This is a genomic window from Cytobacillus oceanisediminis 2691, from assembly GCF_000294775.2.
Taxonomy (GTDB): Bacteria; Bacillota; Bacilli; order Bacillales; family Cytobacillaceae; genus Cytobacillus; species Cytobacillus pseudoceanisediminis.
Window position 1 is genome coordinate 1,183,436 of record NZ_CP015506.1, and the last position, 26,078, is coordinate 1,209,513.

The following is a 26,078-nucleotide window of genomic DNA, read 5'->3' on the forward strand; positions in this document are numbered from 1 at the left end:
TGCATCTTAATTCGAGAATTTCATGGCAAAGTCGATAAGCATTTTTTCATATAAATGAATGGAATGCGGCAGGACATATTCATTATCACCGTGCCAGTTCATGCCGGTTGGGCCAAACTCGATAGCTGGTATCCCGTAATTGGCAAAGAACACAGTATCGGCAGAACCATGCTGTCCAAAGAAAACGGCTTTATCTTCTGTGTGTTTTTCAACAATAGGTTCAAGCATTAAGATGAAAGGATTGTCTCTGGCTGTCACAAGCGGCTTGCTGAACATATTCATAATTATTTCTCCATCTGTGATATTCTCGATTTGTTTGATGATCTCTTCATGATCCTGTTCAGGCAAGTACCGGATATCATACGACATGATACATTTTTCAGGCACCTTATTATAAACATCTCCTCCAGTTATTTTTGCCAGATTAATCGAAGGCTGCGGAAAAAATTCAGACGCCTCTTTTGCAAAAGGCAATTTTAATAGTTTTTGATGTACTTCAAAAGCCTTTTCAATGGCATTGACTCCTTCCCATGGACGGCTGCCGTGGGCCGGATCTCCGTCTATCTGGATGTCCAGCCTGATAACTCCTTTTGCTTCCAGCGCAATTCCGAGCTGAGTCGGTTCAGAACAAATGACAAAATCCCCGCGATACCCCTGTTCTGCTAAATACCCGGAACAATTAAAACCGCCGATTTCTTCATCTGATACAATTTGAAGCTGAATTTTTACGCCAATTGGCTTATTGCGGAGTTCTTTTACTGCACACATCATGGCCGCAACCCCGGCTTTCATATCTGCTGCCCCGCGTCCATATATTTTATCGCGGAGTTCTACAGGAATGAATTGTTCATCCTTTCCTGAGACAACATCCACATGCCCATTAAAAATAACGGTCTGATCACCGCTTCCAATTTCACAGACTGTCATTTTATATCCATTATTTTCAATTATTCTAGAAGGAAGGTCGTGGCCCGACAGCCATTGATGACAATATTCAATAGCCTGGTTTGCTCCTTCCTTTGAAGAGCTATTAATAGCAATGAGATCTTTCAGCAAGCTTTCAAGCATGTGTCAAAGGTCCTCCTTTAATGCAGCAATAATTTACACAGTACTATTCCTATTCCCGCTTTGGCCGGATGAAAACAGCCTTATTAATGATAGTCCGATATTTTGCGAAGAATTAGTGAAGTATATTGCGAAAAGGGATGGAAAGAAGTATATTATAAGTGAGGAAAGTTAGTGAAGTATTTCACAAATAACTTCATGGCAGCAATCTTTCCTCTCGAGAGCTGGCCGGCTTTTAAATTCCCTGATAGGGAAAAATTTTTAAATGAATATGTGAAATTTCTCACAATAATAACGTGGAGATGATTATCATGAAATGGTGGAAAACTCCTAAGACAGCAGTCGTGTGGACAATATTAAGGGTTTGGCTTGGTATACAATGGCTGGAAGCAGGATGGCATAAGGTAGCAGGCGGATTTAATGCAGGTGGGTTCATGCAGGGGGCCATAGCACAAGCCGCTGGCGACCATCCGGCAGTGCAGGGCTGGTATGCGGGCTTCCTGGAAAATGTAGCATTGCCAAACGCAGATTTATTCAGTACTTTAGTTGCATGGGGTGAAGTCCTCGTTGGAATTGGACTAATACTTGGAGCAGCGACCATTCCGGCATTAATCGCAGGAGCTTTCATGAATCTAAATTTCCTATTAGCAGGAACAACAAGCACTAACCCAATACTATATACAGCAGCAATCATCCTTCTATTTACAGGTGCAGGTGCTTACTGCTGGGGTGTTGACAGATTCGCCATCCCCTATATTAAAACAATGATAAAAGGCGGTCACGGAATAGGCAAAAAAGAAGCACACACTCACTGAGCAGAAATATGAAAGGCAGGAACCTGAGGTTCCTGCTTTTTTTGTCCTTTAATAATAGAAAAGCATAGAATTCTGAATGCCGATAAATGTCTCGCTCCAGTGACTGCCCCCTCGAGGTCACAAGCTTGTCTAACTGCGGCTCCTAGGGACGTCATAAGCCATTTCCTTTCAGAAGGAAGAACGCCTTCTTACAGGAACCGACTTATGCCTGAGGTCCGCAGGATACGGGTTATGCAGACGTTGCCACAGGACGTGGCATTCTTAGTCTGTGCTCCTTCATGGGCATGGGCTTCCGCTTTTCTATTTAGGCTAGCGTTTTTGTCTGCTCTTTGCCCGCTGATCAGCAGCCTTGGAACGTGCCATTGCCTCGAGATCATCATGATCGGCAAGTTCGCGGTTAAATTCTACGTCGATGCCGTCAGATTTCATGTTTTTTGGTACTTGTGGAAGTGATGATTTGTTTTTATCGCGAGTTTTATGTCCATGTGCACGGCCCATTGCAAATAACCCCTTTCAGCAATAAAGGTGCGGAAACTAATTGTTTCCGTACCTTTATCATGTGCCTTTAATAGGGATGGTATGGGTGGAAATTAATGTTTTGACTGTCTGCCTGCAAATCCGCCTGCTTTGTCAGCTCTTTTGAATTCTCTTGAATAAGTTACTTCCTGCATGCTTGATAAAGTGCTTTTGGATTTGTCTCTTTTCTTTTTGTCCACTTTGTATCATCCTTTCAGAATAAGGTTCACACTTCCCTTATTTTTCCCTTATTTGAAAAAAATGATACAAATTTCATTTATAAATATCGCTAAGAGCTGCCTTTAATTCTGGATATAAAAATTCGTAACCGAATGACTGCAATTTTTCAGGAAGTACTTTTTGCCCCTCTAATACCAGGGTACTCATCTCTCCAAGAGCTATTTTTAGAGCAAAGCCCGGAGCAGGCATCCAGTGCGGGCGATTAAGGACTTCTCCAAGTATTTGCCCAAATTCCTTCATAGTCACAGGATAGGGCGATGTGAAATTTACGGGACCCTGAAGCTGTTCGTGTTCAATGCAATAAAGGATTCCGCTTACGGCATCATCTAAATGAATCCAGGAAACCCATTGGCTGCCTGTTCCGACAGTCCCTCCGGCAAATAATTTATAAGGAAGGGCCATTCGCGGAAGAGCACCATCGTTTTTCTCAAGAATGATTCCAAACCTGCAGAATACTGTCCTGACTTCAAATTCTTCTGCTTTGGCTGCCTCTTCCTCCCAGCGTCTTACTGTTTCAGCCAAAAAATCAGTACCGCTTTTCCTGGAAGATTCGGTGAAAGTTTCAACCTGGGAAGTGCCATAGTAACCAACGGCGCTGGCATTTATAAGTGTATACGGCTTTTCTTCAAGGCGGCTGATAATCCGGCGAACTTCCTTCGTGGCTGTAATGCGGCTGTTTAATATCCGTTTTTTGCGATCTTCCGTCCATCTTCCACTGTTAATGGACTCACCAGCCAGGTTGATAAACACGTCAATGCTTTCCAGAACATCTTCCGGTGAATCATCATCGTTCAGCCATTGTACATAATTCAGATTTTTAGAATGCTGCTTATGAGATATATTTCTCGTTAGAATAAATATTTCATGTTTTTTCTCCAGTAATTTTTTCACCAAGGCGTTTCCAACAAAGCCAGTTCCGCCTGCGATGGCTATTCTCATGGGCGATTCCCCCTTTCAAGTGCAAATACCTTGTTACAGTTTACGACGTTCTCTTTCAAAATCCTTTTTTGATAAGGCTGTTTTCGCAAGGTTTGTTGCTTTTTGTATATTATTTATTGAGTTTATTGCGGCGGTAAGACCCTGTCGAAGAGACTCACCGCCCGCGGCCTGCAGAAAGCGAGCAGCCTGGAGCGGAAAACAACAATTTATACGAAAAGAGGCTTTGATTATGTTACATTTAAGAAAAGAGGTGGAGAAAATGCCGATCATTACGAAAATCACATTTCAGAAAAAAAACACAGACCGCTACAATATATATATGGATTATGGGAAAGGTGAAGAATATGCATTTAGTGTGGATGAAGATGTATTAATAAAACATCAGCTCAAAAAAGGAATCGAGCTTGATGAATTTTCACTAAATGAAATTGGCTATCAGGACGATATCCGGAAATCCTATAACATGGCTATTCAGTATTTATCCAGAAGGATGCGCTCAGAAACCGAAGTCCGCAAACATTTAGCTGACAAAGAAGTTGAAGAACCGGTTATTCAGGAAGTTGTTCACAAATTGTATGATTACAAATTTTTAAACGATGAAGAATATGCAAAAGCTTTTGTGCGTACACAAATGAACACATCAGATAAAGGGAAAGGATTAATCCGCACTGAACTAAAGGAGAAAGGGATATCCCCTAAATTAATCGATGAGGCGCTGGAGGTGTATTCAAGGGAAGCTGAATTAAGTACAGCAATAAGGCTGTGTGAAAAGCATGCACAGAAATATGGCCGTGATTCATCAAAGATCCTCAAACAAAAACTGGAGCAGATGTTAATGCGTAAAGGTTTTAATTTTGACATCATTCAAGAAGCAATATCTGAAACGGAGATTGAAAAAGAAGAAGATGAAGAATTGGCTGCCCTAAAGTACCAAGCGGAGAAAGCTAAGAGGAAATATGCCAATCTTCCTGATTTCGAATACAGGCAAAAAATGAAACAAACCTTATTTAGAAAGGGCTTTTCGTTTGATTTAATTGATCGATATTTAAGTGATGAAGAATAACACATGGAAGCCCATGTGTTATTTTTTAGATTCAATTACAATGGACTCTTCATTCAAATTATCCAGAATCATTACTGCCACTTCTTCAGGAGAACGAAGCCTGGATTTGTTTTTGATATGGTCGCTTTCATCCCAGAAAGAGGTATCCATTCCGCCCATATAAACGGCTTTAACTTTAATATCCGTGTCTTCGAGTTCTTTCTGAAGGCTCTCTGTAAACCCTCTTACAGCAAACTTGCTTGCTGCATACACTGATTCATTTACTTTTCCTTTTAAGCCAGCAGTCGAAATGATGTTCATCAGCAAGCCGCCGTTTTTTTCTTTAAAATAAGGCAGAACAGCCTGAGTCATATAAATAGTGCCCAGCACGTTTGTTTGAAGCATTTCCTGTATTTCCTGCTCTCCAAGACGTTCAAATGGCCTAAAATGTCCAACTCCAGCATTGTTAATTAAGCCGTAAAGTTCATGGCTTTGGATTTGCGTCATCAAGCTGCTGATCTCCTGGAGTTTTGTAATATCTAATGTAAAGGATTGAGCGCTTCCGCCAGCTTCAAGAATCTCCTTTTCCACACTTTGCAGTTTGTCCAAAGTCCTTCCTGTTAAAATAATATGGAATCCTTGTTTGGCAAATAATAAAGCAAGCTCTTTGCCTAATCCGGACCCCGCTCCGGTAATGATGACGGACTTCATATGTTTCCCTCCTTTGAAGGTCTTTTAAACACCATTTTAACAAAAAAGTTCAATACTTGTGAAATAGCATCAAAACAAAAGGCAGGACCCTTTTCTAAACAGGCATTTTCTCATATACTTAGGTATGTCGAACCGGAAATCAACGGGCACATTAAAAGACTAAACAGAAATTTCAAGAATTAACCAAAGCAATATACGATTATCTAGAGAAAGTAAGAGGGGTTAATATGCAGGAGAAAAGGTACAGTACAATGACTACGTATGAGCTTCAGCAAGAAATTGCCAGCTTAAATGAAAAAGCAAGGAAAGCGGAACAGATGGGTATGGTAAATGAGTTTGCCGTACTTGAGCGCAAAGTAATAATGGCGAAATCCTACCTGCTCAATCCTGATGATTTTTCCCCTGGTGAAATTTATGAAATCGATGGAGATCCAGGAGTTTACTTTAAAATTGAATATATGAATGGCGTGTTTGCCTGGGGATTCCGGCTAAATGGAAGCAAAGGTGAAGAAGCTTTGCCGATCTCCATGCTGAAAAAACTGGAAGAAAGAGGATGATGTAAACCATCCTCTTTCTGATTTTAGTGCAGTCTAACTCACTTTATGAATTTTTGCGAATCTGCCGTTTTAAAATAATGAGGTCTTGAGTTTGCTGGGTCTCACCATTTACTTGTGAATGTGCACGTTTAGGCCTAAAGTGCGGTGAAGTAAATGGACTGGAATAAGGGTTATCCCCAAAAAGGTTTTTGCTGTTTCCCATAACCAAGCCCTCCTCGTATTTTAAAATTCTGGTGTGTCACTTTCGCGGTTTGATGAAGCTCTCATTCGTTCCTGAGGGTGCGTATTAATTGTGCCATCAGCCCGGCGTGAAGCATATTCTGCTTTAGCCCGCGGCTCCCCCTCCAATTTTATATTGTTTTGATTTGGGAAATTTCTCGCTTTATTGCGCATAAGCAGCCTCCTAAACCGGAATAAGAGCGTGAACGGCATCTTAGCCAATCACGTAATACTATTATTTGTTTTTTTCGAAAGGCTATGATGGATACTGGTTATTAATAAATGGTAATGAGGTGACTTTTATGAATGAGTACCAGCAAAAGCTTTATGAGCTTTTATTGGAAAAAAACAAAATGCTTTCAGCAAGCCAGGCCCAGACATGGATTGAACTGCTATGGGAAGATTTTGAAGCAACTTATGCCAAGGCTGGCAGAGAATATAAAGGTGCTGAAATGACAGAAAGAATCGTAAGGCAATGGGTAGAAAACCACGGAAGCAGGCTCCATGAATTTGTTGCCAATAATCCTAAATACAAACATTTACTCGAACAGGACAAAAATGCGCTGAATTGAAAACAGGCTGCCTATTTAGCAGCCTGTTTTCATTAGCCAGGAATGATATCCAGTTTTTTTCGAAGTTTTTCCTCACTGAAAATCCAGCCTGTATAGGATGATTGAATGTTAAACTCCCGATCGAGCTGGACCACGGCTACAAATGGATAATGTCCATTGCTCCGGTAGCGGAGGTCAATGAATCGAACTTCATAATAATCATCATATTCATCCACTTCCCAGCGGTAAACAGGTGAGAAGGATAGGAATGCTGATAGATTTTTGTCTTTCTTCGCGGCTTCAATTACAGGTGTTTCAGGAACAGGAACGCGGTTAAATTGATCGAGAATCCTCACATGGTTTTTAACAGCACGCCCAACGAAAAATTGCTGCTTGCTCATCACGGCAACTCGCCATTGATTGAATTTCATAGTTGGGGCAATGATGATTTCTGTGGCATCCGGTATAATTACTTTTACAGCTCTCAGCACACTTCTCTGAGCTGCGAATCGAAGAAGATAATACACGACAATAATGCCATAGATAATTAAAAATGTATAACCAGGATGAGCCCCGAAGGCCCAGATAAATAATCCTGCGACATGGATCCCAAAAATAAATGGGTCAAATGTGTTAATGATTCCCAAAGCTACCCATTTGGAAGAAAAGGGCCGAAGTGCCTGAGTTCCATAAGCATTAAATACGTCTACAAAAACATGCAGGAAAACAGCCAAAAAAGTCCACAGCCATAAATGAAGCAAATCTGCTGTTGGAAAAAATGGGTAAACAACTGCAAGTATGGCAAGAGGCCAAAGCACTACAGCCGGTATGGAGTGGGTAATTCCCCTGTGATTGCGAATATAAACGGCATTATTTCTTAGTTTTAAAACAGTATCTATATCTGGTATTTGTGAACCGACTATGGCTCCAATCATGACACTTGTTGCTGTAGCAGAACTTTCAGCAACAACGGGGTCAAGAGTGGCAATGCCGCCAATCGCCAGCCCCATAACTACATGTGTGCCGGTATCCAAGAGGAAAATACCTCCTTCCTTGGGACATGATTCTTGTGTTTGATTTAATCTATAGCGGACATGATGCCGCTTTTTTAGTGTACCAGCAAATTTCTTGTATTAACAGCTGAATATGGGTACCTTTAAAGGAGTTGATGAATAATGTTCAATCATCAAGAACTAAGGATTAAAGAAGCGACTGTACTAATATATTCCCATATTTTCCGATTGTTTAACATCAGGAGGATTAAAAATTGAAAGAAGTTAATCAAAATACGATTGAATCAGTTGATATAAATGGTTTTCAAGATGATTTGCTCAGGTGGTTTGAAGCTGAGCAAAGGGATTTGCCATGGAGAAAGGACCAGGATCCTTACAAGGTTTGGGTTTCCGAGATTATGCTTCAGCAGACGCGGGTGGATACCGTAATTCCTTATTTTCATCGCTTTATTGAACAGTTTCCGACTGTAAAGGATCTATCTGAAGCAGACGAAGAAAAGGTATTAAAAGCCTGGGAGGGTTTGGGCTATTATTCAAGAGCAAGAAACCTTCAGGCGGCCGTCCGGGAAGTCCATGAAAAATATGGCGGAAGAGTTCCAGATACACCAAAAGAAATTTCTTCATTAAAAGGAGTAGGGCCTTATACAGCAGGAGCAATTCTCAGTATTGCTTACGGAATACCGGAACCAGCTGTGGATGGCAATGTCATGCGGGTCCTTTCGCGTATCCTCTCTATCTGGGATGATATCGCCAAGCCTTCTTCCAGGAAGATCTTTGAGTCTTCCGTCCGAAAATTAATTTCACATAAAAATCCGTCCCATTTCAATCAGGCCCTTATGGAGCTTGGCGCATTAATTTGTACACCAACGTCACCTTCATGCTTATTATGCCCGGTGAGAGAACATTGTACTGCTTTTTATGAGGGGACGCAGCATGAGCTGCCCGTAAAAACTAAAACAAAGAAGCAAAGAAATGTCCAGTTAGCAGCAGCTGTCCTCATAGATGATCACGAAAGAATTTTGATACACAAAAGGCCTGAAAAAGGCCTTCTTGCTAATCTCTGGGAATTTCCGATGGCAGAAATCAATATTGCTTATGTAAGCGACAAAGAGCAGATGAAAGATGTGTTCAGCACACAATTTGGCGCCGAAGTGGAAATACAAGAAATGACTGGTCAGATTGAACACGTTTTTTCCCATCTAACATGGAACATAAATGTGTATAAAGGAAAAATAATAATACTTGAAGAAGAAAAAAATGATTTGAAATTAGTCAGCCTTGAAGAAATTAAAGAATTTCCTTTTCCGGTTTCCCACCAGAAAATATGGAAGCTATATTTGGATAGCAGAGGATAGAAAAAGGAGGCGTGCCCCCTTTTTCTATATGATTAATCGTAGCTTACCCGGGTTCCATGCGTATAATCAGCTTCCTGTCTTTTCAAGCCGCCGCGGTTTTCTATTTCTTCGATGATTTCCCTATGGATGGTTTGGCCCTCAGCATTTAAATAAGGCATGATCTGCTGAAATGAATGATGGTAAAAAGCAAGCTCACTGTCCTTCCAGTCTGATTTTGACATCATAGAGAGCTCTGTCATATCACGTCCGACAAACAATTGCCATCTTCCTTTCCTTATTTGGATTACAAATAGTGTTTTAATTCGAATTGCCATATATACATGGAAAAAGCTAAAATGAAATCGGTAAGGGGTTTTATTTAGGCTGTTTTTTAAAATTTTGGTGCTGTTAAATTCAAACAAAGTTTAACATGCAGAGTTGGTTAGAGCGGAGGACACTTGCACCAAACTAGAGAGAACAGCTTAATTTTTAAATTCCCGTTATAACAATCCCTAAAACAGTTTGGAACAGGAATACATAACAGAAAGGAAACTGAATCATGACACAAAAAGTAGCACTGATAACAGGAAGCAGCAGAGGAATTGGAAAGGCAACGGCCATCAGGCTTGCCAAAGAAGGCTATGACATTGTCATCAATTACGCACGCAGCAAATCGGCTGCAAATGAAACAGCAGCCGAAATTGAGGCACTGGGAAGAAAAGTCCTGGTTGTAAAAGCAAACGTAGGTGACGTAGAAAAAATTAAAGGGCTATTCCAGGAGATTGAGCGTGAATTTGGAAGGCTGGATGTGTTTGTAAACAATGCAGCATCCGGTGTACTGCGCCCGGCAATGGAACTGGAAGAATCCCATTGGGACTGGACAATGAATATTAACAGCAAAGCTCTGCTTTTCTGCGGACAGGAAGCTGCAAAGCTGATGGAGAAAAATGGCGGCGGAAAAATAGTAAGCATCAGCTCCCTGGGATCGATCCGCTACCTGGAAAACTATACGACTGTGGGGGTTTCAAAAGCCGCATTAGAAGCATTGACACGCTACTTGGCTATTGAACTGGCTCCCAAAAATATCGTCGTAAACGCTGTTTCAGGCGGTGCAGTTGATACTGAAGCTTTAAAACATTTCCCTAACCGTGCAGAGCTTCTCGAAGAAGCAAAGACCAAAACTCCTGCAGGGCGTATGGTGGAAATTGAAGATATGGTTAATACAGTAATGTTTTTGATAAGTGAGGATTCCAGCATGATCCGCGGCCAAACGATTATTGTGGATGGAGGCATTTCACTGCTTGTTTAATGAGAAAATGGATATCTTTGGTATTTAAAAAAGTTGGATAGTTTCCTCCGCTCTCGGTTAAATTAATGAGCGTGGAGGTGATTATAATGGCTAAACAACCAAACCAAACTCAAGCTGGAACTAACGTTCAAGAAGTGAGACAACAAAACGCACAATCTGCTGGACAAGGCCAATTCGGAACTGAATTTGCCAGCGAAACAAACGCTGCTGAAGTAAGACAGCAAAACCAGCAAGCTGAAGCTCGTAAAGGTCAAAATGCCGGCAAACAAAGCCGCTAATAACATTTAAAGAAAGAAACCGCCTTTTAAATGGAAAGGGCGGTTTCTTCTTTTTTGTGCGGATTAGAATTAAAGTCCCCAGTCAATTTTTTATCTCTGGTCATCACTTCGACAAAACTTCCATAAAGTCAACATAACTAGTCAAAGGGTTAAAAAAAGGTGCATCGAAATATAAAGATAGGAAAAATAATGGGGACGGTGAAACAAACATGGAGAACTTTAACAGTTTAGTTTCAGAACAGATGAAAACGATGGAAAAGCTTCTTTATCTTCAAAGTGAATTGGAACGCTGCCAAGAGATTGAAGAAGAATTGAAGGCAATTCAGCAGGAAACGGAGCTTGAAAGTGTACAGTATGAGATTGCAAGGATGAAAGAAGAACTGAAAGAAATTCATCGTATATTTGAGGAACAGACCGAAGAGGTCATCCGCTCCTATCAGGAAGTAAATGTAACTGTTTAAAAATAACTTTCCTTCCCTAAATCCATCTGTTCTTCTATACCTATAAAATCAGCTATATATCCTTTTTTTAAAGCCGTTGATACATTTCAATGGCTCTTTGTTTTAAAAATTTCCTTTTACCGTTATAATAGTAGAAAACAGGAATCGTACTTTGTTGCCTTTTTCTTTTGGATAGTATTGAGTCATGCTGTGCAGTAAACGCCGGCATGAAGGGGAGGACGCCTATTAAATGGCGCCAAAAAAAGTATTTTCAGGTTGCAAAGCTTCCGGAATGGAAAGTAGGGGAAAAAAATGGCGGTACCCATCGAAGGCGAACCAATGCAAATACACAGCTATAAACATAATGGGCATATCCACCGCGTCTGGGAGGAAACAACCGTATTAAAAGGGACACAAAATTTAGTGATTGGCGGAAATGACCGGACAATCGTAACAGAATCTGACGGAAGAACATGGGTGACAAGAGAGCCAGCCATTTGTTATTTCCATTCACAGCACTGGTTTAATGTGATTGGAATGATTCGGGAAGATGGTGTTTATTATTACTGCAATATCAGTTCACCATTCATTTTTGACGGAGAAGCGTTAAAGTATATTGATTATGATCTTGATATTAAAGTGTATCCGGATATGACATTCAATCTGCTTGACGAAGATGAGTATGAACGGCACCGTCAGGAGATGAATTATCCCGATGTAATTGACAGCATCCTTAAATCGAATGTTGACAATCTCATCCATTGGATCCGTCAGAGAAAAGGACCTTTTGCACCCGACTTTATTGATATATGGTATGAACGTTATCTTACTTACAGACGCTAAAAAATGGCTGAATGCCGAAAAAACGCCTGTTGGACCTTGAGTCAGCAGGTTTTTATTTTTGTCCAGATCTGCATGATTACCAGGTTTAGGGGTAAGTTTAAAAAAATAATTGGAAATATCGGCTGATAGTCCAATATAAAAAAGCTGCATGATGAAGAGAGGGGGAGCGATCCGGTTGGACAGTATAAAGAGATATTTGAAATTCGTAAAGCCGTATCGGCTTCAGATTATCGGAACCATTATAATAGGCATCATTAAATTTGCCATTCCACTTTTGATTCCGCTTCTGATTAAGTATGTAATTGATGATATTATTGGCAATGAGGCATTAAGCCAAAGCGATAAGACCAGCACACTTTTAATGGTTATGGCTGTGATGATTGCTTTATTTGTCATCGCCCGTCCGCCAATTGAGTATTACCGTCAATACTTTGCCCAATGGGTGGCAAGCAAAATTCTATATGATATCCGGGATAAGCTTTTTACCCACATTCAAAAGCTAAGCTTCCGGTTCTATGCAAATACAAGAACAGGGGAAGTCATCTCCAGGGTCATAAATGATGTTGAGCAAACCAAAACATTCGTAGTAACCGGTTTAATGAATTTATGGCTTGATGTGGCAACTATTTTAATAGCAGTTGTCATTATGCTGAATATGGATGTTACGTTGACGATTGTGTCTCTGCTTTTATTTCCATTTTATGCTTTTTCAGTCAAATACTTTTTTGGGAACCTCAGAAAGCTGACAAGGGCCCGTTCTCAGGCTCTTGCAGAAGTACAGGGCTATCTGCATGAACGTGTTCAGGGGATGGCAGTTGTTAAAAGCTTTGCAATTGAAGATTATGAGCAAACCCAATTTGATGCGCAAAATAAAAATTTCCTGACAAAAGCGATCGACCATACGAAGTGGAACGCAAAGGCATTTGCAGTTGTTAACACCATTACAGATATTTCACCGCTTTTAGTAATTGGCTATTCAGGATACCAGGTTATCCAGGGGGAAATTTCTCTCGGTGTCATGATGGCGTTTGTCGCTTATATAGATAGATTGTACGGCCCGCTGAGACGGCTTGTTAACTCATCAACAACCTTAACTCAATCGATAGCATCCATGGATCGAGTATTCGAATTAATTGATGAGAAATATGATATAGACGATTCTTCTGATGCAATCCAATGCCGGAATGTTAAAGGGCATATCCAATTTGAAGAAGTAAGCTTTTCTTACAATGAGAATGAGCCTCCAGTATTAAAGAAAATAAATCTTGATGTATCAGCAGGGGAGACAATTGCCCTTGTTGGGATGAGCGGAGGAGGGAAATCCTCATTAGTAGGGCTGATTCCGCGTTTTTATGATGTCAACGAAGGCAGAATCCTGCTTGATGGCACTGATATCCGTTCATTTAAGGTAAGGAGCCTTCGCGATAAAATTGGCATGGTGCTTCAGGATAATATTTTGTTCAGCGAATCGGTTAAAACAAACATTCTTCTCGGCAAACCCGATGCCAACGAGGATGAAGTAATAGAAGCTGCCAAGGCTGCCAATGCCCACGAATTTATTATGAATTTGCCTGAAGGTTATGATACCAAGGTAGGCGAGCGCGGTGTGAAGCTCTCGGGAGGGCAAAAGCAGCGGATCGCCATTGCGAGAATTTTTTTGAAAAACCCGCCGATCCTTGTGCTGGATGAAGCCACTTCAGCCCTTGATTTAGAGAGTGAACATCTGATACAGGAAGCATTAGAAAAATTGGCTAAAGACCGCACGACTTTTATCGTGGCTCATCGCCTTTCCACCATCACTCATGCGGATAGAATTATCCTGATAGAGCATGGTGAAATTTCTGAAGCTGGAAGCCATGAGGAATTAATGAAAAAACAAGGTAATTATTATAAGCTTTTTCAAGTTCAGCAGCTTGAAAATTAGGTTTAAAAGCCGGCTCTATTACAGGGCCGGCTTTATTGTGCGCTTTTTTATAGCAATGCGTTAAATTACTATAGTGTTAAAACTGCTGCCGGCAAATAACGGTCATTAATCTCCATCTTTTTCATAAATATTAGTAGGATATTACTTACAAAATCATGTCTAAAAATATATAATGTTTACTATATTTAAATAATTTAGAAAAATGAGTAGACTTAACCAATCTTTTTTTATAGAATGAAAAAAAGATAGTGACCTAAGGTCCAATATTGTTAAAAATGTCCCATTTCATAGAAAAGGACGTTCAAGAAAGGAGTATCCGTGTGACTCAAGCTCCAGTTTTAGATGTAAAGCAGCTGAGGACTTCCTTTTTTTCTTCAGATGGAGAAGTTCCCGCCGTGGACGATATCAGCTTCTCGGTTAACAAGGGTGAAATTCTTGGAATTGTAGGTGAATCGGGCTGTGGAAAGAGTGTTACATCACTCTCCATTATGAAGCTGATTCCACAGCCCCCGGGAAAAATTACGGGCGGCGAAATCCTCTTGGATGGAGAAGATCTTGTTAATGCATCAGAAAAAAGAATGCGTGAATTAAGAGGCAATGAAGTGGCTATGATTTTCCAGGAGCCGATGACTTCATTAAATCCTTTATTTACAATTGGAGATCAGCTGGTAGAAGGAATCAAATTACATAAAAAATTAAAAAAGAAAGCCGCGAGCCAGCAGGCAGTTGAAATGCTGAAGCTTGTTGGACTGCCAAGGGCAGAGCAGATTATGAAGGAATACCCCCATCAGCTCTCAGGGGGAATGAGGCAAAGGGTAATGATTGCCATGGCTTTGTCCTGCCATCCGCGCCTTTTGATCGCGGATGAGCCGACGACCGCTTTAGACGTTACAATCCAGGCCCAAATTCTATCTTTAATGAAGAATCTAAATGAAAAACTGGATACAGCTATTATTATGATCACACATGATTTAGGGGTAGTAGCTGAAGTCTGTGAACGGGTAATTGTTATGTATGCAGGGAAAATAGTGGAAGAGGCTCCGGTAGAAGAGATATTCAAAAACCCAAAGCACCCTTATACCCAGGGACTACTTCAATCAGTGCCTGATGTAAGAGAAAAGAAGGAGCGTCTATATTCCATACCGGGAAATGTCCCAAAACCGGGCTCCATCAAGACTGGATGCCGTTTTGCAGCGCGCTGTGAATTTGTCCATGACCGCTGCATAACGGAAAGTCCTCCGCTTTACAATGTCGAAAAAGCAGAACAGCATACGGTGCGCTGTTTCCTGCATGAGTCTGGGGGTGTCATTAATGACCGAAGTGCTGTTGGAAGTTAATCAGTTAAAAAAGTATTTTCCAGTATCCGGCGGTCTGTTTGGAAGAAAACAAGGCGATGTGAAAGCGGTTGACGATATCAGCTTCTTCGTCAATAAAGGTGAAACGCTTGGATTGGTCGGTGAATCAGGATGCGGCAAATCAACCACGGGCAGAATGCTGATGCGCCTGATAGAACCAACAGAGGGAAAAGTAGTTTTTGAAGGCAAGGATCTGACTGCCCTCAACTCGGCGGAAATGCGCAAAATGAGAAAGGAAATGCAGATGGTATTCCAGGATCCTTTTGCTTCCTTAAATCCGCGCCATACAGTTGAGCAGATTTTGGAGGAGCCTCTCATTGTCCACGGAATCGGCAATAAGGAAGAGCGTAAACGGAGGGTAAGGGAGATGCTTGAGGTTGTCGGCCTCAGCAGCTACCATGCCAAGCGCTATCCGCATCAATTCAGCGGCGGCCAAAGACAGAGGATTGGAATTGCAAGAGCATTGATGACCAAGCCTAAGCTGATCATTGCAGATGAGCCTGTTTCAGCTCTTGATGTATCCATTCAATCACAGGTGCTCAACCTGCTGGAAGATCTGCAAAAGGAATTCCAGCTGACGTATATATTCATTGCCCATGATCTCGGGGTTGTTAAACATATCAGTGATAGAGTTGGTGTTATGTATCTTGGAAGATTAGTAGAGATCACAACATCTGACCAGCTCTACGATAAACCGCTGCACCCGTATACAAAGGCTTTGCTTGGTGCAGTTCCCATCCCTGATCCGACTTTAAAGAAAGACAGGGAGCTATTGACTGGGGACATTCCAAGTCCGCAGAATCCGCCAACAGGATGTGCATTCCATACAAGATGCAAAGAATGCATGGAGATCTGCAAAACAGAGAGGCCGCAGCTGAAGGAAATAGAACCAGGTCACTTTGCAGCCTGCCATCTTTATAGCTGAGCTATAAAAAGGGCAGAACTGCATGGATGATAAATAGGTTAATAGCCGATACCGGCAAAAGAAAAAAGGGGGAAAACAATGAAAAAGCGCAATGGCATTTGGTTTCTTGTTGCAGCTTTGCTTCTGTCACTGGCTCTTGCCGGCTGCAGCAGCAACTCAAGCAGCGGAACGAAAGACGAAAAGGATAAAGAGAAAGGTACAGATACAGAAGAAACGTCTTCAGGCGGCACATTAGTATTTGGCCGAGGCGGTGACTCTACTTCGCTTGATCCCGCTATCACAACAGAAGGTGAGTCATTTAAAGTTACAAAAAACATCTATGAAACTCTGATTGAATTTGGTGAGCAGGATACAGAAATTCAGCCTGGCCTTGCTACTGAATGGGAAGCAAGTGAAGACGGGCTAAAGCATACATTAAAGCTTCGTGAAGACGTAAAGTTCCACGATGGAACTGATTTTAATGCCGAAGCGGTTGTCTTCAACTTTGAAAGATGGAAAGCTGGAAACGCTGAACAGTTCTATTACTATAACTCTCAGTTCGGAGACAAGATCTCTGAAGTAAAAGCTGTAGATGATTACACAGTTGAATTTACTTTAAACAAGCCAATTGCACCATTCTTAAAGAACCTTGCAATGTCACCATTTGGAATTGCCAGCCCGGCTGCTATTGAAAAGCACGGTGAAAAGTTCCTTCACAACCCGGTTGGGACAGGACCATTTGTATTTAAGGAATACAAAGCAAACGATCGCATTACTCTTGTGAAAAATGAAGAATACTGGCAGGAAGGTCTTCCAAAGCTTGATGAGGTTATCTTCCGTGTTATTCCAGAAAACTCTGCGCGTCTAAATGCATTGGCTACAGGTGAAGTAGACTTAATCGATGGTGTTAACTTCAGTGATGTTGGCCAAATCGAAGGAAACCCGGACCTTCAAACTTTTGAACGTCCATCATTAAACGTAGCTTACCTTGGATTGACAAGCACCCGCGGACCATTAAAAGATAAGAAAGTCCGCCAGGCATTGAACTATGCTGTTGATAAGCAAGCGCTAATTGATGCTTTCTATGCTGGTGCAGCTGAGCCTGCGAAAAACCCAATGCCTTCAGTTGTAGCTGGCTATAACGATGATGTTGTAGATTATGAATACGATCCTGAAAAGGCTAAAGAACTTTTAAAAGAAGCAGGATATGAAAATGGATTTGAAATGGAACTATGGGCAATGCCGGTTCCTAGACCATATATGCCGGATGGACAAAAAGTGGCTGAAGCACTTCAAGCCAACTTTGATGCAATCGGTGTTAAAGCAAAAATCGTTACTTATGAGTGGGGTACTTACCTGGATAAAGCCAAGAATGGTGAAGCTGATACATTCCTATTAGGATGGACTGGCGACAATGGGGATGCTGATAACTTCCTATATGTGCTTCTTGACCAGGACAGCATCGGCTCCAACAACTACACTTACTATGAAAACCCTGAGGTGCATGAATTGCTTGTAAAGGCTCAGGCTAGTGCGGATCAGGCAGAGCGTGAAGAGCTTTACAAACAGGCTCAGGTTCTGATCAAAGAAGATGCTCCATGGATTCCGCTTGTCCACTCAAGGCCAATCCTTGCGGGCAAGGCTGATATCACAGGCTTCAAGCCGCATCCAACAGGTTCTGATTTACTGGCAACTGTAGAATTTAAATAAGATGCTTTTCAAGTGAGATAGGTATACTTCTTATATTCAAGGAAAAGGGAGTACAGTTCTGTAGCTCCCTTTTCTATTCCAACAAATTTTAGACAACCTTCAAGAGAGGTGAAATGGCAATGCTGTCCTATACACTAAAACGTTTGTTTTCCCTTATTCCAGTTTTGCTGGGGCTTTCCCTTATCGTCTTTTTTATGATTCGGGCAATTCCTGGTAATCCGGCACAGATTATCTTGGGACAATTGGCAACAAAAGAAGCAGTAGAGGAATTAACGAAGCAGCTGGGGCTTGATCAGCCTTGGTACCTTCAATATTTTACATACCTTGGCGGGCTCTTCACGGGGGACCTTGGAGAATCACTCCGTACGAAAACAGAAATTAGCCAGGAAATTTGGCCGTATCTGGCTGCAACAATTGAACTTACATTCGTTGCCATGTTAATTGCTGTTTTTATCGGTGTGAATGCCGGAATCATCAGTGCATGGTATCAGAATTCCTGGTTTGATTATGTGGCAATGGTGCTTGCACTTATTGGTGTTTCCATGCCAATCTTCTGGCTTGGTTTAATGGAGCAGTGGGCATTTGCCATTAAGCTGGACTGGCTTCCTACCTCAGGAAGGGAAGAAGTAAGAAATCCGATTACGGCCATTACGAACATATATATGATTGATACCCTCCTGCAGGGAAGAATGGATCAATTCTGGGATGTTATCAGACACTTGATTCTGCCGGCATTTGCCCTGGCGACAATTCCAATGGCGATCATTGCGAGAATTACACGTTCTACGATGCTTGAAGTAATGAGATCTGATTTTGTCAGGACGGCGAGGGCAAAAGGCTTAAGAATGTTCTGGGTCGTTTATAAGCACTCGTTAAAGAATGCCATCATTCCAGTTCTTACAATTATCGGTCTTCAAATGGGACTATTGCTTGGAGGAGCGATTTTAACAGAGACGATTTTCAGCTGGCCGGGTATCGGACGTTATATTTATGAGGCTATCAATTATCGTGACTATCCTGTTATCCAGTCAGGCATACTTGTCATTGCATTTATCTTTGTCATGATCAATCTAATTGTGGACTTGCTGTATGCAGCAATCGATCCGCGCATTAAATATAATTAAGGAGGGGGAACGGACTTGGAACTTTCAAGACAAAAAGACCTTCAGCCGCCTATTATGCCAGCTGAAGAAAAAGCAGTTTCCCCCTGGGTGGAAGCATGGAGGAGCTTTAGAAAAAATAAACTAGCTTTAATTGGCACCATCATTGTATTATTTTTCATTCTTCTGGCTGTATTTGCACCGCTTATTGCGCCGCAGGGAATTAATGAGCAAATGCTGTCAAAAAGGCTTCAGGCACCATCAGGCGAGCATTGGTTTGGAACGGATGACTTCGGCAGGGATATCTTCTCAAGAGTTGTTTATGGGGCAAGGATCTCCTTATGGGTAGGGTTTCTGGCCGTAATCGGATCTATTGTAGTTGGCTGCCTTTTAGGTGTAGTAGCAGGGTATTATGGCAAATGGGTTGATACAATTATCTCCCGCATTTTCGATATCATGCTGGCTTTCCCAAGCATCTTGCTGGCCATTGCGATTGTGGCAGTGCTTGGCCCATCATTGAGAAATGCCCTGATTGCCATTGCGGTAATCAATATTCCTAACTTTGGCAGACTTATTCGTTCAAGGGTGCTGAGTGTAAAACAGGAAGAATATATAATGGCCGCAAAAGCGATCGGAATGAGCAACAGCCGGATTCTCTTCAGGCATGTGCTCCCAAATAGCATGGCTCCGATTATTGTACAGGGAACACTTGCCATCGCAACAGCAATCATTGAATGTGCTGCCCTTGGATTTCTTGGCCTTGGTGCAGAGGCGCCAAATCCTGAATGGGGAAAAATGCTTTCTGATGCTAAGGCATATCTAATACAGGCTCCATGGACGATGATTTTCCCTGGGCTTGCGATTATGCTTACGGTTCTAGGTTTTAACTTAATGGGTGATGGATTAAGGGATGCACTTGACCCAAGAATGAAGAACTAACAAAAAAAGCAGCTGAAATCAGCTGCTTTTTCCTATGATTGTTAGTTTATATCCCCCGGCTATTCGGAGTTCTCCGGTATTGAAACCTCATTTTCCTCTTTATGATATGCCTGAAAACTGGAAATAAGCTTATCAAGGTGTTCCACATGTTCATCATAATCAACAATAGCTGATACAACTTGCATGATATGAGGGAGAATGGATTCTTCATCATGCTCATACTCTTTATGCTGAGCCAGGAAAAGGTTCACCAGTTCCTTTCTGCTCAGGCTGAAGTCGCCTTCCTCAAAAACTACATTCGGCCGGACTTTTCCAATAAATTTAAGCATGACGTGTTCATGATAGTGGATAAGGATATCAAGCTGCTGCTGAACTGCATGCTGAAATTCTTCTGGCATTTGCAGCAGATCATTTTCATAGCGGTGAAGCTTTTTTAACGTTTCCAGTGAGCGTTTAACAGTCGAGATCATTTGCCTATATATAACGAGTTTTCTGGATTTAACCTGATCATTGCGTTTAAAATAATTTCTTTCCTCTTTATACATTAAGTACAGCTGATCAAGCTTCACATTGCTTTCTTTCATTTTATCAATATCGTTTTTGAGCAGTTTGTGTTCAGACGCATGCCGTATATTTAGCCTGATCCATTTGGTAATTTCCTCCGTGCTATTGGATATTTTAAAGTAAAGTTTATTTTCGTATTTAGGAGGAAGAAATACAAGGTTAACGATAAAAGCCGATAATACACCAAGCATAATGGTTGAAAAACGAATAAGTGCAAACTGCAAAAAGGTATCGCCAGGTGTTTCCATAATGGCAATCAGGGTTACAAGTGACAGTCCAATCGTGTTTTCGATTTTAAGCTTTAGATTAATCGTGATAACAATAATAGCTGCCAGACCTATAATGAAGACATCGTTGCCGAATAATAGCACGAAAATCACGGCAATTACTGCACCGATCGCATTACCCTGGATCTGTTCAACAATAGATAGATAAGATCTGTAAATAGTCGGCTGAACAGCAAAGATAGCTGCAATTCCTGCAAAGATTGGAGCAGGCAGATGAAAGAGTTCCGATAATAAAAGAGCTAGAATGATTGCGATTCCCGTCTTAAGTATGCGGGCGCCAAGTTTCATACAATAAATGTCCTTTCTTTCTTTAAGATTTTTTATCTTGTGGTTCATTAAAAAGCAAGTTGAATTAAACCGTAATTACAGTAATTATACATACTTTAAACGGTTTTGCTCATTATTAAACAATATTGTACTATACAGGGATATGGAAAGAAGTTCAAGGGGCATTTTCATGAAATTTTTATTAAAAGTTGTAAAAAAGATAAAGGTGCCTAAACGATGTGAAAAGTTTAAGAGAACGGAGAATAGTGCGGCTGGCGAAGCACGGAAACAGTGATGGAAATCATGTGGTGGAATATTGCCGCTGGGGGAGCACTGAAACAGCGGAACTCAAGGAGCGTAATAGTGCCGCTTGGCGAAGTGGGGAAGTAGCGAAAGGAACTCAAGGAGCGGAATAGTGCGCTGGACGAAGCACAGAAGCAGTGAAAGAAACTGGGAGTTGTGCCAAAACAGAATAAAAAAGCCAAACTAAGACTAAAAGCCCCATCCGCTGAAACGGTTGGGGCTTGGTTGGTCATCACTCTGTGGAAACAGAAGGATCTGCCTGTTCTTTGACCGGAATGACTTGAACGAAGTGGTCTTCCGGATGATTAAGAAGGGAAGCAAGCTTTGAGGCTTCTTCTTCCTGGCCTTGATCGTTCAACAGTGCAACGTATTGGCCAAGCAGGTCTTTTACATCTTCCTTTCCTTTATCGGAAAGAGGAGTAACAGAGACTTTTGCTCCCTTGGCAATTCTGCGCTGGATGGCTTCTTTTGTTAAGCCCATTTCCGGCTGGTGTCTTAGGTAAACAACACCGCCTGTCATTCCTGCGCAGATCCATGGACCAGCATCACCCAGAACCAGGCCTCGGCCATTAGTCATATACTCAAAGGCAAACCCTTTAATATTTGCATTTGAACCGATATTGCCGTATTCCTTTTCAGGCAGCGGCTTTTGCAGCTGGCCGCCGATAATCATGTCTGCTCCAGATAATCTGATTCCGGCACGGGCGTCAGCATTTCCTTGTGCCACAAGCAAACCTTGCTGAGCGCCATAACCAAAGCCTTTACCAACAGAGCCATTATAAAACTTGCCATTCTTGCCTTTTGCTTTAAAGATTTTAATTTGTCCGCCGAAAGAAGTTTTTCCGATGCCATCCTGTGCTCCTCCAGCAACTTCGATGTTGATGCCGAAACTGTTGTAAGCTCCAAGGCCATTGCCCGGGATGGATCCGCCTTTGTATTTCAAATCAACTTGCGGAAGAGTTTTATAAGAACCGTCGAGTCTGTCTCTTACACGGTGGCAGGATACTCGGCTTCCCAGTACTCGCTGCTCGGAAGTGATGCTATGGAACTCACGTGACTGATGTAATTCTTCCACACTTGCATCCAGATACTCTGCTCCAACAGCCACCTGCAGCTGGGCTTCCTTTAGTGCTTCAGGTGTTTCCTGGACTGAGAATTGGCCGATTTCAAGTGTTTTCAGAAGGTGAGTCAGATCAAGCTGATCCTGGCCCTTAATCTGTACAAGCAGGTCAGAACGTCCAACTGCATCCTGCAGGTTTTTTACACCAATTGAAGCTGCCAGTGCTTTCAGTTCGTTGCCAAAAGCAGTAAACAGGTTCATGATGCCTTGGACAGCAAGGTCGAATTGACGAGGAACAAACCTTCTTAAACCATGTTCCTTCGCCTGTGCTTCTGAATCAATTTGTGTTGCAATACCAACATGGCAAGTATCAAGATGGCAGCCGCGGCATGTTGTACAGCCGATAGCAAGCATGGAAAGTGTACCAAAGCCTACACGGTTAGCACCTAGCAGCATAACCTTCAATACGTCTGCTGCACTCTTGATTCCGCCATCAGCCCAAAGCTCCACATTATCGCGGATTCCTGCCTCCAGAAGGGCATTGTGGGCTGCCTTAACACCAATTTCAACCGGAAGGCCTACATGCTGCAAGGCATGAATTCTTGCTGCCCCTGTACCTCCGTCAAAACCGCTCAGTGTGATTATATCGGCACCAGCTTTTGCAATCCCGACTGCAATGGTTCCAATATTCGGCACAACTGGCACCTTTACCGCAACTTTAGCTTTGTCATTGGCTGTTTTAAGCTCGTGAATCATCTGTGCCAAATCTTCAATCGAGTAGATGTCATGATTGTTGGAAGGTGAAATCAAATCCGATCCAATTGTTGCATTACGTGCCTCGGCAATTTTTGCAGTTACCTTGGATCCAGGAAGGTGACCTCCTTCACCAGGCTTTGCACCCTGCCCTATTTTTATTTCCAGCAGGTTGGATGAATTAAGGAGCTCGGCATTAACACCGAAGCGTCCTGATGCCACTTGTTGTCCGCGGGTTCTCGGATATTTTCCAAGCATATCCTTGATTTCTCCGCCTTCGCCATTCAGGCTGACCATGTTCAAGCGGTCAGCACCTTCAGCATAGGCTCTGAAGGCTGTTTCATTCTGAGATCCAAATGACATGGAGGAAATGACAAATGGCAGGTCATGCTCGCCCACATGCAGGCTGATATCCTCAGGATTTAAATGAGAAGCAGTTTCCTTAAATCCGGTTAAATGACGGATTGTTGTTGGATTCTGGTCTTCCTGTTCTGTGATTTTTTCCTTATATGCATTGTAGTCACCAGTTGAGGCAACTTCGCCGATCGCTTTCCAGATTCGGGGGAAAAGGCTGAATGTTTTTCCGATCCGTTCTTTTTCATTCTGGTAATCTTCTGCTCTTGCAAATGCATCTTCCTTTAAAGCGCTAAAGCTAAATGAAAGCTCCTTAGATCCGAAGAAATTCACTATATTCAGGTATTCGGCTAATTCTTCGTGAAGACCAATGGCAGAGAATAAACGTCCATAGCCTCTTAATTCATGAATGCCGATTGTTGAAATGACTTTTTCCAGTCCTTTAGTCAGAGCTGAATATAAATTCTTAAGCGGTGTTTCAGATTCGCCAAGAACTGTCATAAACATATAGTAAGGACTTATAATATCAGCGCCTAAACCGAATGCTGTGATGATATCATGAAGCGATCTGATTGAACCTGAGCGCAGCAATAGGGAACATTCACGGCGCACAGCCTCTTTTACAAGAGCTTGATCGATCGCAGAGACCGCAAGGTGCGGATCAATCCAGTAAGCGTCCTCCTGATGAGCATTGGCGTCGTCTAGTACAAGCAGGGTTTTGCCATTTTTGACAGCATCAACTGCTTCTGCTGATAAACGGTCTAAAGCTTCTTTTACCGTTTCATCTTTCGTAAATGTGGTAGACAAATAAGATATCAGCTTTTGTTCCTGATAGAAGCAGGTTACCTGATCGTAGCTCGGCTGATTAAGTTCAACGGAACATTCATAGCCTGCTTTGCCTTCTATTAAAATAGGAGTCTGCAATTCAATTACGGCCCCTGGCTCCTGTTTTTCAAATAAAGAAGGACGCTGGCCGATAATCGTGCGGGTTGAGAAATGCTCAGTTTCCCGGTCACGGTCAATGGCAGGGTTTGTAACGACAGCAACACTTTCCTTAATAAAATCTGCGATGTTTTTCCGCTGAGGATTTAGTGCTGCTAAAGGAGAGTCGTGTCCAAGAGAACGAATTGGCTCCGCTCCTTTTTCTGCCATTTGCTCTACCAGCTGGACATGATCTCTCTCCCAGCCGAAAGCTTTATACTGCCCGTTATGAATCTTATCCGGATAGTTTACAGAGACGGTTTTCTCCAGTTTAGGAGATTGCAGGCGAATCCGGAAGTTATCAGTGTTCACACGCTTTGAAAATCTGTTAAAAACTTCAGCCTGATAATGGCTGTGTTCGTATACTGCAAGTGTATCTCCGTCCCATTTTAAACCAACCTTTTCACCTGGTGAAAGCGGCTTAGGTTCATTTACATATTCACTGGATGGGATGATACCAGGCTCAGAAGAGAACAGATAAGAACTTTCAGTTTCCAGCATCCAAAGCGGGCGGAGACCCAGCGCATCGACACTGAAAACAGCTTCATCGGCAAAACGGGAAATAATTCCTGCTGGACCTTGAGCAAAATGTCCCCATGCTTCACGGATATAGGCGTACATATCCTGAAGGTGATCAGGGTATGATTTGATTTCATTCACGATAGGCGGGAACATAACATCCATTGCTTCAAACAGGGTAAATCCATCCCTGCAGATAAATGTTTCAAGTGTTCTGCTCAAATCCTGAGAATCACTGCCGTCTTTTACAAGCGGAACGCCAACCATTTTGGCTTCATCCCTAAGCTTGGCAATCGTGTTGATTTCTCCGTTATGTCCTAACACACTAAAAGGCTGTACGCGGAAAAAGCTTGATAATGTGTTAGTGGAATAGCGATTGTGCCCAAGAGTCATTGTTGAAGCAACAAGCGGGCTTGCTAAATCATGATAGTATTTAGGCAGAATGTCTCCCGCTCCCATTACTTTGTATACAGCATGATGCTGGCTAAGGGAAGCGACATGAACATGTTCGTCTTCTTCAAAGTCAACAATCAATTCAAAGAGCTTCTTGGAAAGCTCTCCGCCATTCTCCTCTGCTAAACAGGCAAACTGCCAGAATACAGGATTCTCCTGAATGGCAATGGGACCTAAAGCTGAGGACTCGGTTACTTCATCAGATGCATAAATAACCATTAGATTTGCGTCAGCAAGCTTTTGCAGCAAAATGGCTTTAAGTGATTCAGTATCCTGCTTTCTGGACATGAACACATGTCCAACGACAAATCCTTCTTTTTCTGCTGCTTTAGGATCTGCTCCTGCTTGTTTTAACTTTTCTTTCCATAGCTCTCTTGGGATATCAATATGAATCCCTACGCCGTCGCCTTCTCCATTTATAAAACCGGCACGGTGATTCATCGTAACGAGTGCATTGATACAGCTGAAAATATTCTCGCGGGTTGGGACTTTCTTTTTCTCCATTGCAGAAACAATGCCGCACGCATCGTGCTCCTGGCGGTGAAACTCTTTAAAAAGTGAAGGACTCCATTGCTGTAATGTCATAAAATTCGGCTGAAAATAAGGCTGTGCCTTAAAGCCGTTCACCTCCTGAAAAATAGTAATCTATAAAAATTTAGTGTTTACGGGTTTTAAATGAGGCTGCTGCAAAGTTAATCTTGTTTTGAAAGGATAAATGCATAGGCATTTATTA

The 26,078-nt window shown here is 42.1% G+C and carries 26 protein-coding genes; 15 read left to right on the forward strand and 11 right to left on the reverse strand.

Annotation, left to right across the window (positions count from 1 at the left end; translation table 11 throughout):
• Positions 1-6: 6 nt before the first annotated feature.
• Entirely contained in the window at positions 7-1,068 is a 1,062-nt protein-coding gene (locus A361_RS06045) for a M20 family metallopeptidase (protein ID WP_019383494.1), read from the reverse strand.
• Positions 1,069-1,376: 308 nt separating this feature from the next.
• Between A361_RS06045 and A361_RS06050 the strand changes: the two genes are divergently transcribed.
• Positions 1,377-1,880, forward strand: coding sequence for a DoxX family protein (locus tag A361_RS06050; protein ID WP_019383496.1), 504 nt, complete (start codon positions 1,377-1,379; stop codon positions 1,878-1,880).
• A gap of 309 nt (positions 1,881-2,189) precedes the next feature.
• Here the strand turns inward: A361_RS06050 and A361_RS06055 are convergent, their stop codons facing one another.
• From A361_RS06055 to A361_RS06060, 3 genes are all read right to left on the reverse strand, one after another.
• Positions 2,190-2,378 (reverse strand): YfhD family protein, encoded by a 189-nt coding sequence (locus tag A361_RS06055; protein WP_009335826.1) that lies wholly within the window; start codon positions 2,376-2,378, stop codon positions 2,190-2,192.
• 92 nt (positions 2,379-2,470) lie between these two features.
• A complete protein-coding gene (locus A361_RS29280; protein ID WP_019383498.1) occupies positions 2,471-2,596 on the reverse strand; it encodes a YfhE family protein in 126 nt (41 codons plus the stop codon).
• A gap of 73 nt (positions 2,597-2,669) precedes the next feature.
• Complete coding sequence (locus A361_RS06060) at positions 2,670-3,575, reverse strand: TIGR01777 family oxidoreductase (RefSeq protein ID WP_019383499.1); 906 nt, start codon at positions 3,573-3,575, stop codon at positions 2,670-2,672.
• Positions 3,576-3,834: 259 nt separating this feature from the next.
• Between A361_RS06060 and recX the strand changes: the two genes are divergently transcribed.
• Positions 3,835-4,638: a recombination regulator RecX gene (recX, locus tag A361_RS06065; RefSeq protein WP_026041855.1), complete on the forward strand. Its 804-nt coding sequence runs from the start codon at positions 3,835-3,837 to the stop codon at positions 4,636-4,638.
• An 18-nt stretch (positions 4,639-4,656) separates the two neighbouring features.
• Here the strand turns inward: recX and A361_RS06070 are convergent, their stop codons facing one another.
• Positions 4,657-5,328 carry an SDR family NAD(P)-dependent oxidoreductase gene (locus tag A361_RS06070; RefSeq protein ID WP_019383501.1) on the reverse strand — a complete coding sequence of 224 codons (672 nt, stop codon included), beginning with the start codon at positions 5,326-5,328 and terminating at the stop codon, positions 4,657-4,659.
• Between the two features lie 227 nt (positions 5,329-5,555).
• Between A361_RS06070 and A361_RS06075 the strand changes: the two genes are divergently transcribed.
• The gene (locus A361_RS06075; RefSeq protein ID WP_009335830.1) at positions 5,556-5,885 is read left to right on the forward strand and encodes a YfhH family protein; all 330 of its coding nucleotides are present in this window, start codon (positions 5,556-5,558) and stop codon (positions 5,883-5,885) included.
• 43 nt (positions 5,886-5,928) lie between these two features.
• On the opposite strand, the gene A361_RS29285 is transcribed toward A361_RS06075, so the two are convergent.
• Together A361_RS29285 and A361_RS06080 are read right to left on the reverse strand one after the other, a co-directional pair.
• On the reverse strand, positions 5,929-6,087 hold the full coding sequence (locus A361_RS29285; protein ID WP_019383502.1) for a YpzG family protein: 159 nt from the start codon (positions 6,085-6,087) through the stop codon (positions 5,929-5,931).
• A gap of 20 nt (positions 6,088-6,107) precedes the next feature.
• Positions 6,108-6,278: a small, acid-soluble spore protein K gene (locus tag A361_RS06080; RefSeq protein WP_009335832.1), complete on the reverse strand. Its 171-nt coding sequence runs from the start codon at positions 6,276-6,278 to the stop codon at positions 6,108-6,110.
• A 128-nt stretch (positions 6,279-6,406) separates the two neighbouring features.
• On the opposite strand from A361_RS06080, the gene A361_RS06085 reads away from it, so the two are divergent.
• Positions 6,407-6,676 carry a YfhJ family protein gene (locus tag A361_RS06085; RefSeq protein ID WP_009335833.1) on the forward strand — a complete coding sequence of 90 codons (270 nt, stop codon included), beginning with the start codon at positions 6,407-6,409 and terminating at the stop codon, positions 6,674-6,676.
• 32 nt (positions 6,677-6,708) lie between these two features.
• On the opposite strand, the gene A361_RS06090 is transcribed toward A361_RS06085, so the two are convergent.
• Entirely contained in the window at positions 6,709-7,689 is a 981-nt protein-coding gene (locus tag A361_RS06090; protein ID WP_019383503.1) for a metal-dependent hydrolase, read from the reverse strand.
• 233 nt (positions 7,690-7,922) lie between these two features.
• Here A361_RS06090 and mutY point away from each other — a divergent pair, with 233 nt between their 5' ends.
• Positions 7,923-9,023 (forward strand): A/G-specific adenine glycosylase, encoded by a 1,101-nt coding sequence (gene mutY / locus A361_RS06095; protein ID WP_019383505.1) that lies wholly within the window; start codon positions 7,923-7,925, stop codon positions 9,021-9,023.
• Positions 9,024-9,055: 32 nt separating this feature from the next.
• Here the strand turns inward: mutY and A361_RS06100 are convergent, their stop codons facing one another.
• Positions 9,056-9,280 (reverse strand): hypothetical protein, encoded by a 225-nt coding sequence (locus tag A361_RS06100; protein WP_019383506.1) that lies wholly within the window; start codon positions 9,278-9,280, stop codon positions 9,056-9,058.
• 281 nt (positions 9,281-9,561) lie between these two features.
• Between A361_RS06100 and fabL the strand changes: the two genes are divergently transcribed.
• The 10 genes from fabL (at position 9,562) to nikC (ending at position 19,804) form a co-directional block, all read left to right on the forward strand.
• Entirely contained in the window at positions 9,562-10,311 is a 750-nt protein-coding gene (gene fabL / locus A361_RS06105; protein WP_009335837.1) for an enoyl-[acyl-carrier-protein] reductase FabL, read from the forward strand.
• A gap of 86 nt (positions 10,312-10,397) precedes the next feature.
• Entirely contained in the window at positions 10,398-10,589 is a 192-nt protein-coding gene (locus A361_RS06110) for a gamma-type small acid-soluble spore protein (protein ID WP_009335838.1), read from the forward strand.
• A 209-nt stretch (positions 10,590-10,798) separates the two neighbouring features.
• Positions 10,799-11,050: a YgaB family protein gene (locus tag A361_RS06115; RefSeq protein WP_009335839.1), complete on the forward strand. Its 252-nt coding sequence runs from the start codon at positions 10,799-10,801 to the stop codon at positions 11,048-11,050.
• A 291-nt stretch (positions 11,051-11,341) separates the two neighbouring features.
• A complete protein-coding gene (locus A361_RS06120; protein WP_009335840.1) occupies positions 11,342-11,872 on the forward strand; it encodes a DUF402 domain-containing protein in 531 nt (176 codons plus the stop codon).
• 175 nt (positions 11,873-12,047) lie between these two features.
• Positions 12,048-13,796 (forward strand): ABC transporter ATP-binding protein, encoded by a 1,749-nt coding sequence (locus tag A361_RS06125; RefSeq protein WP_009335841.1) that lies wholly within the window; start codon positions 12,048-12,050, stop codon positions 13,794-13,796.
• A gap of 320 nt (positions 13,797-14,116) precedes the next feature.
• Positions 14,117-15,133 (forward strand): ABC transporter ATP-binding protein, encoded by a 1,017-nt coding sequence (locus tag A361_RS06130; RefSeq protein ID WP_019383507.1) that lies wholly within the window; start codon positions 14,117-14,119, stop codon positions 15,131-15,133.
• Positions 15,108-16,076: an ABC transporter ATP-binding protein gene (locus A361_RS06135; protein WP_009335843.1), complete on the forward strand. Its 969-nt coding sequence runs from the start codon at positions 15,108-15,110 to the stop codon at positions 16,074-16,076. Before A361_RS06130 ends, A361_RS06135 begins: the two co-directional genes overlap by 26 nt.
• 78 nt (positions 16,077-16,154) lie before the next feature.
• Positions 16,155-17,765 (forward strand): ABC transporter substrate-binding protein, encoded by a 1,611-nt coding sequence (locus A361_RS06140; protein ID WP_019383508.1) that lies wholly within the window; start codon positions 16,155-16,157, stop codon positions 17,763-17,765.
• A 119-nt stretch (positions 17,766-17,884) separates the two neighbouring features.
• Entirely contained in the window at positions 17,885-18,889 is a 1,005-nt protein-coding gene (locus A361_RS06145) for an ABC transporter permease (RefSeq protein WP_009335845.1), read from the forward strand.
• Between the two features lie 54 nt (positions 18,890-18,943).
• Positions 18,944-19,804 (forward strand): nickel transporter permease, encoded by an 861-nt coding sequence (gene nikC / locus A361_RS06150; protein ID WP_050807843.1) that lies wholly within the window; start codon positions 18,944-18,946, stop codon positions 19,802-19,804.
• A gap of 59 nt (positions 19,805-19,863) precedes the next feature.
• On the opposite strand, the gene A361_RS06155 is transcribed toward nikC, so the two are convergent.
• Together A361_RS06155 and A361_RS06160 are read right to left on the reverse strand one after the other, a co-directional pair.
• Positions 19,864-20,943, reverse strand: a complete 1,080-nt coding sequence (locus A361_RS06155) for an FUSC family protein (protein WP_009335847.1) — start codon at positions 20,941-20,943, stop codon at positions 19,864-19,866.
• Positions 20,944-21,457: 514 nt separating this feature from the next.
• Positions 21,458-25,930, reverse strand: a complete 4,473-nt coding sequence (locus A361_RS06160; protein ID WP_026041856.1) for a glutamate synthase-related protein — start codon at positions 25,928-25,930, stop codon at positions 21,458-21,460.
• Positions 25,931-26,078 lie beyond the last annotated feature (148 nt).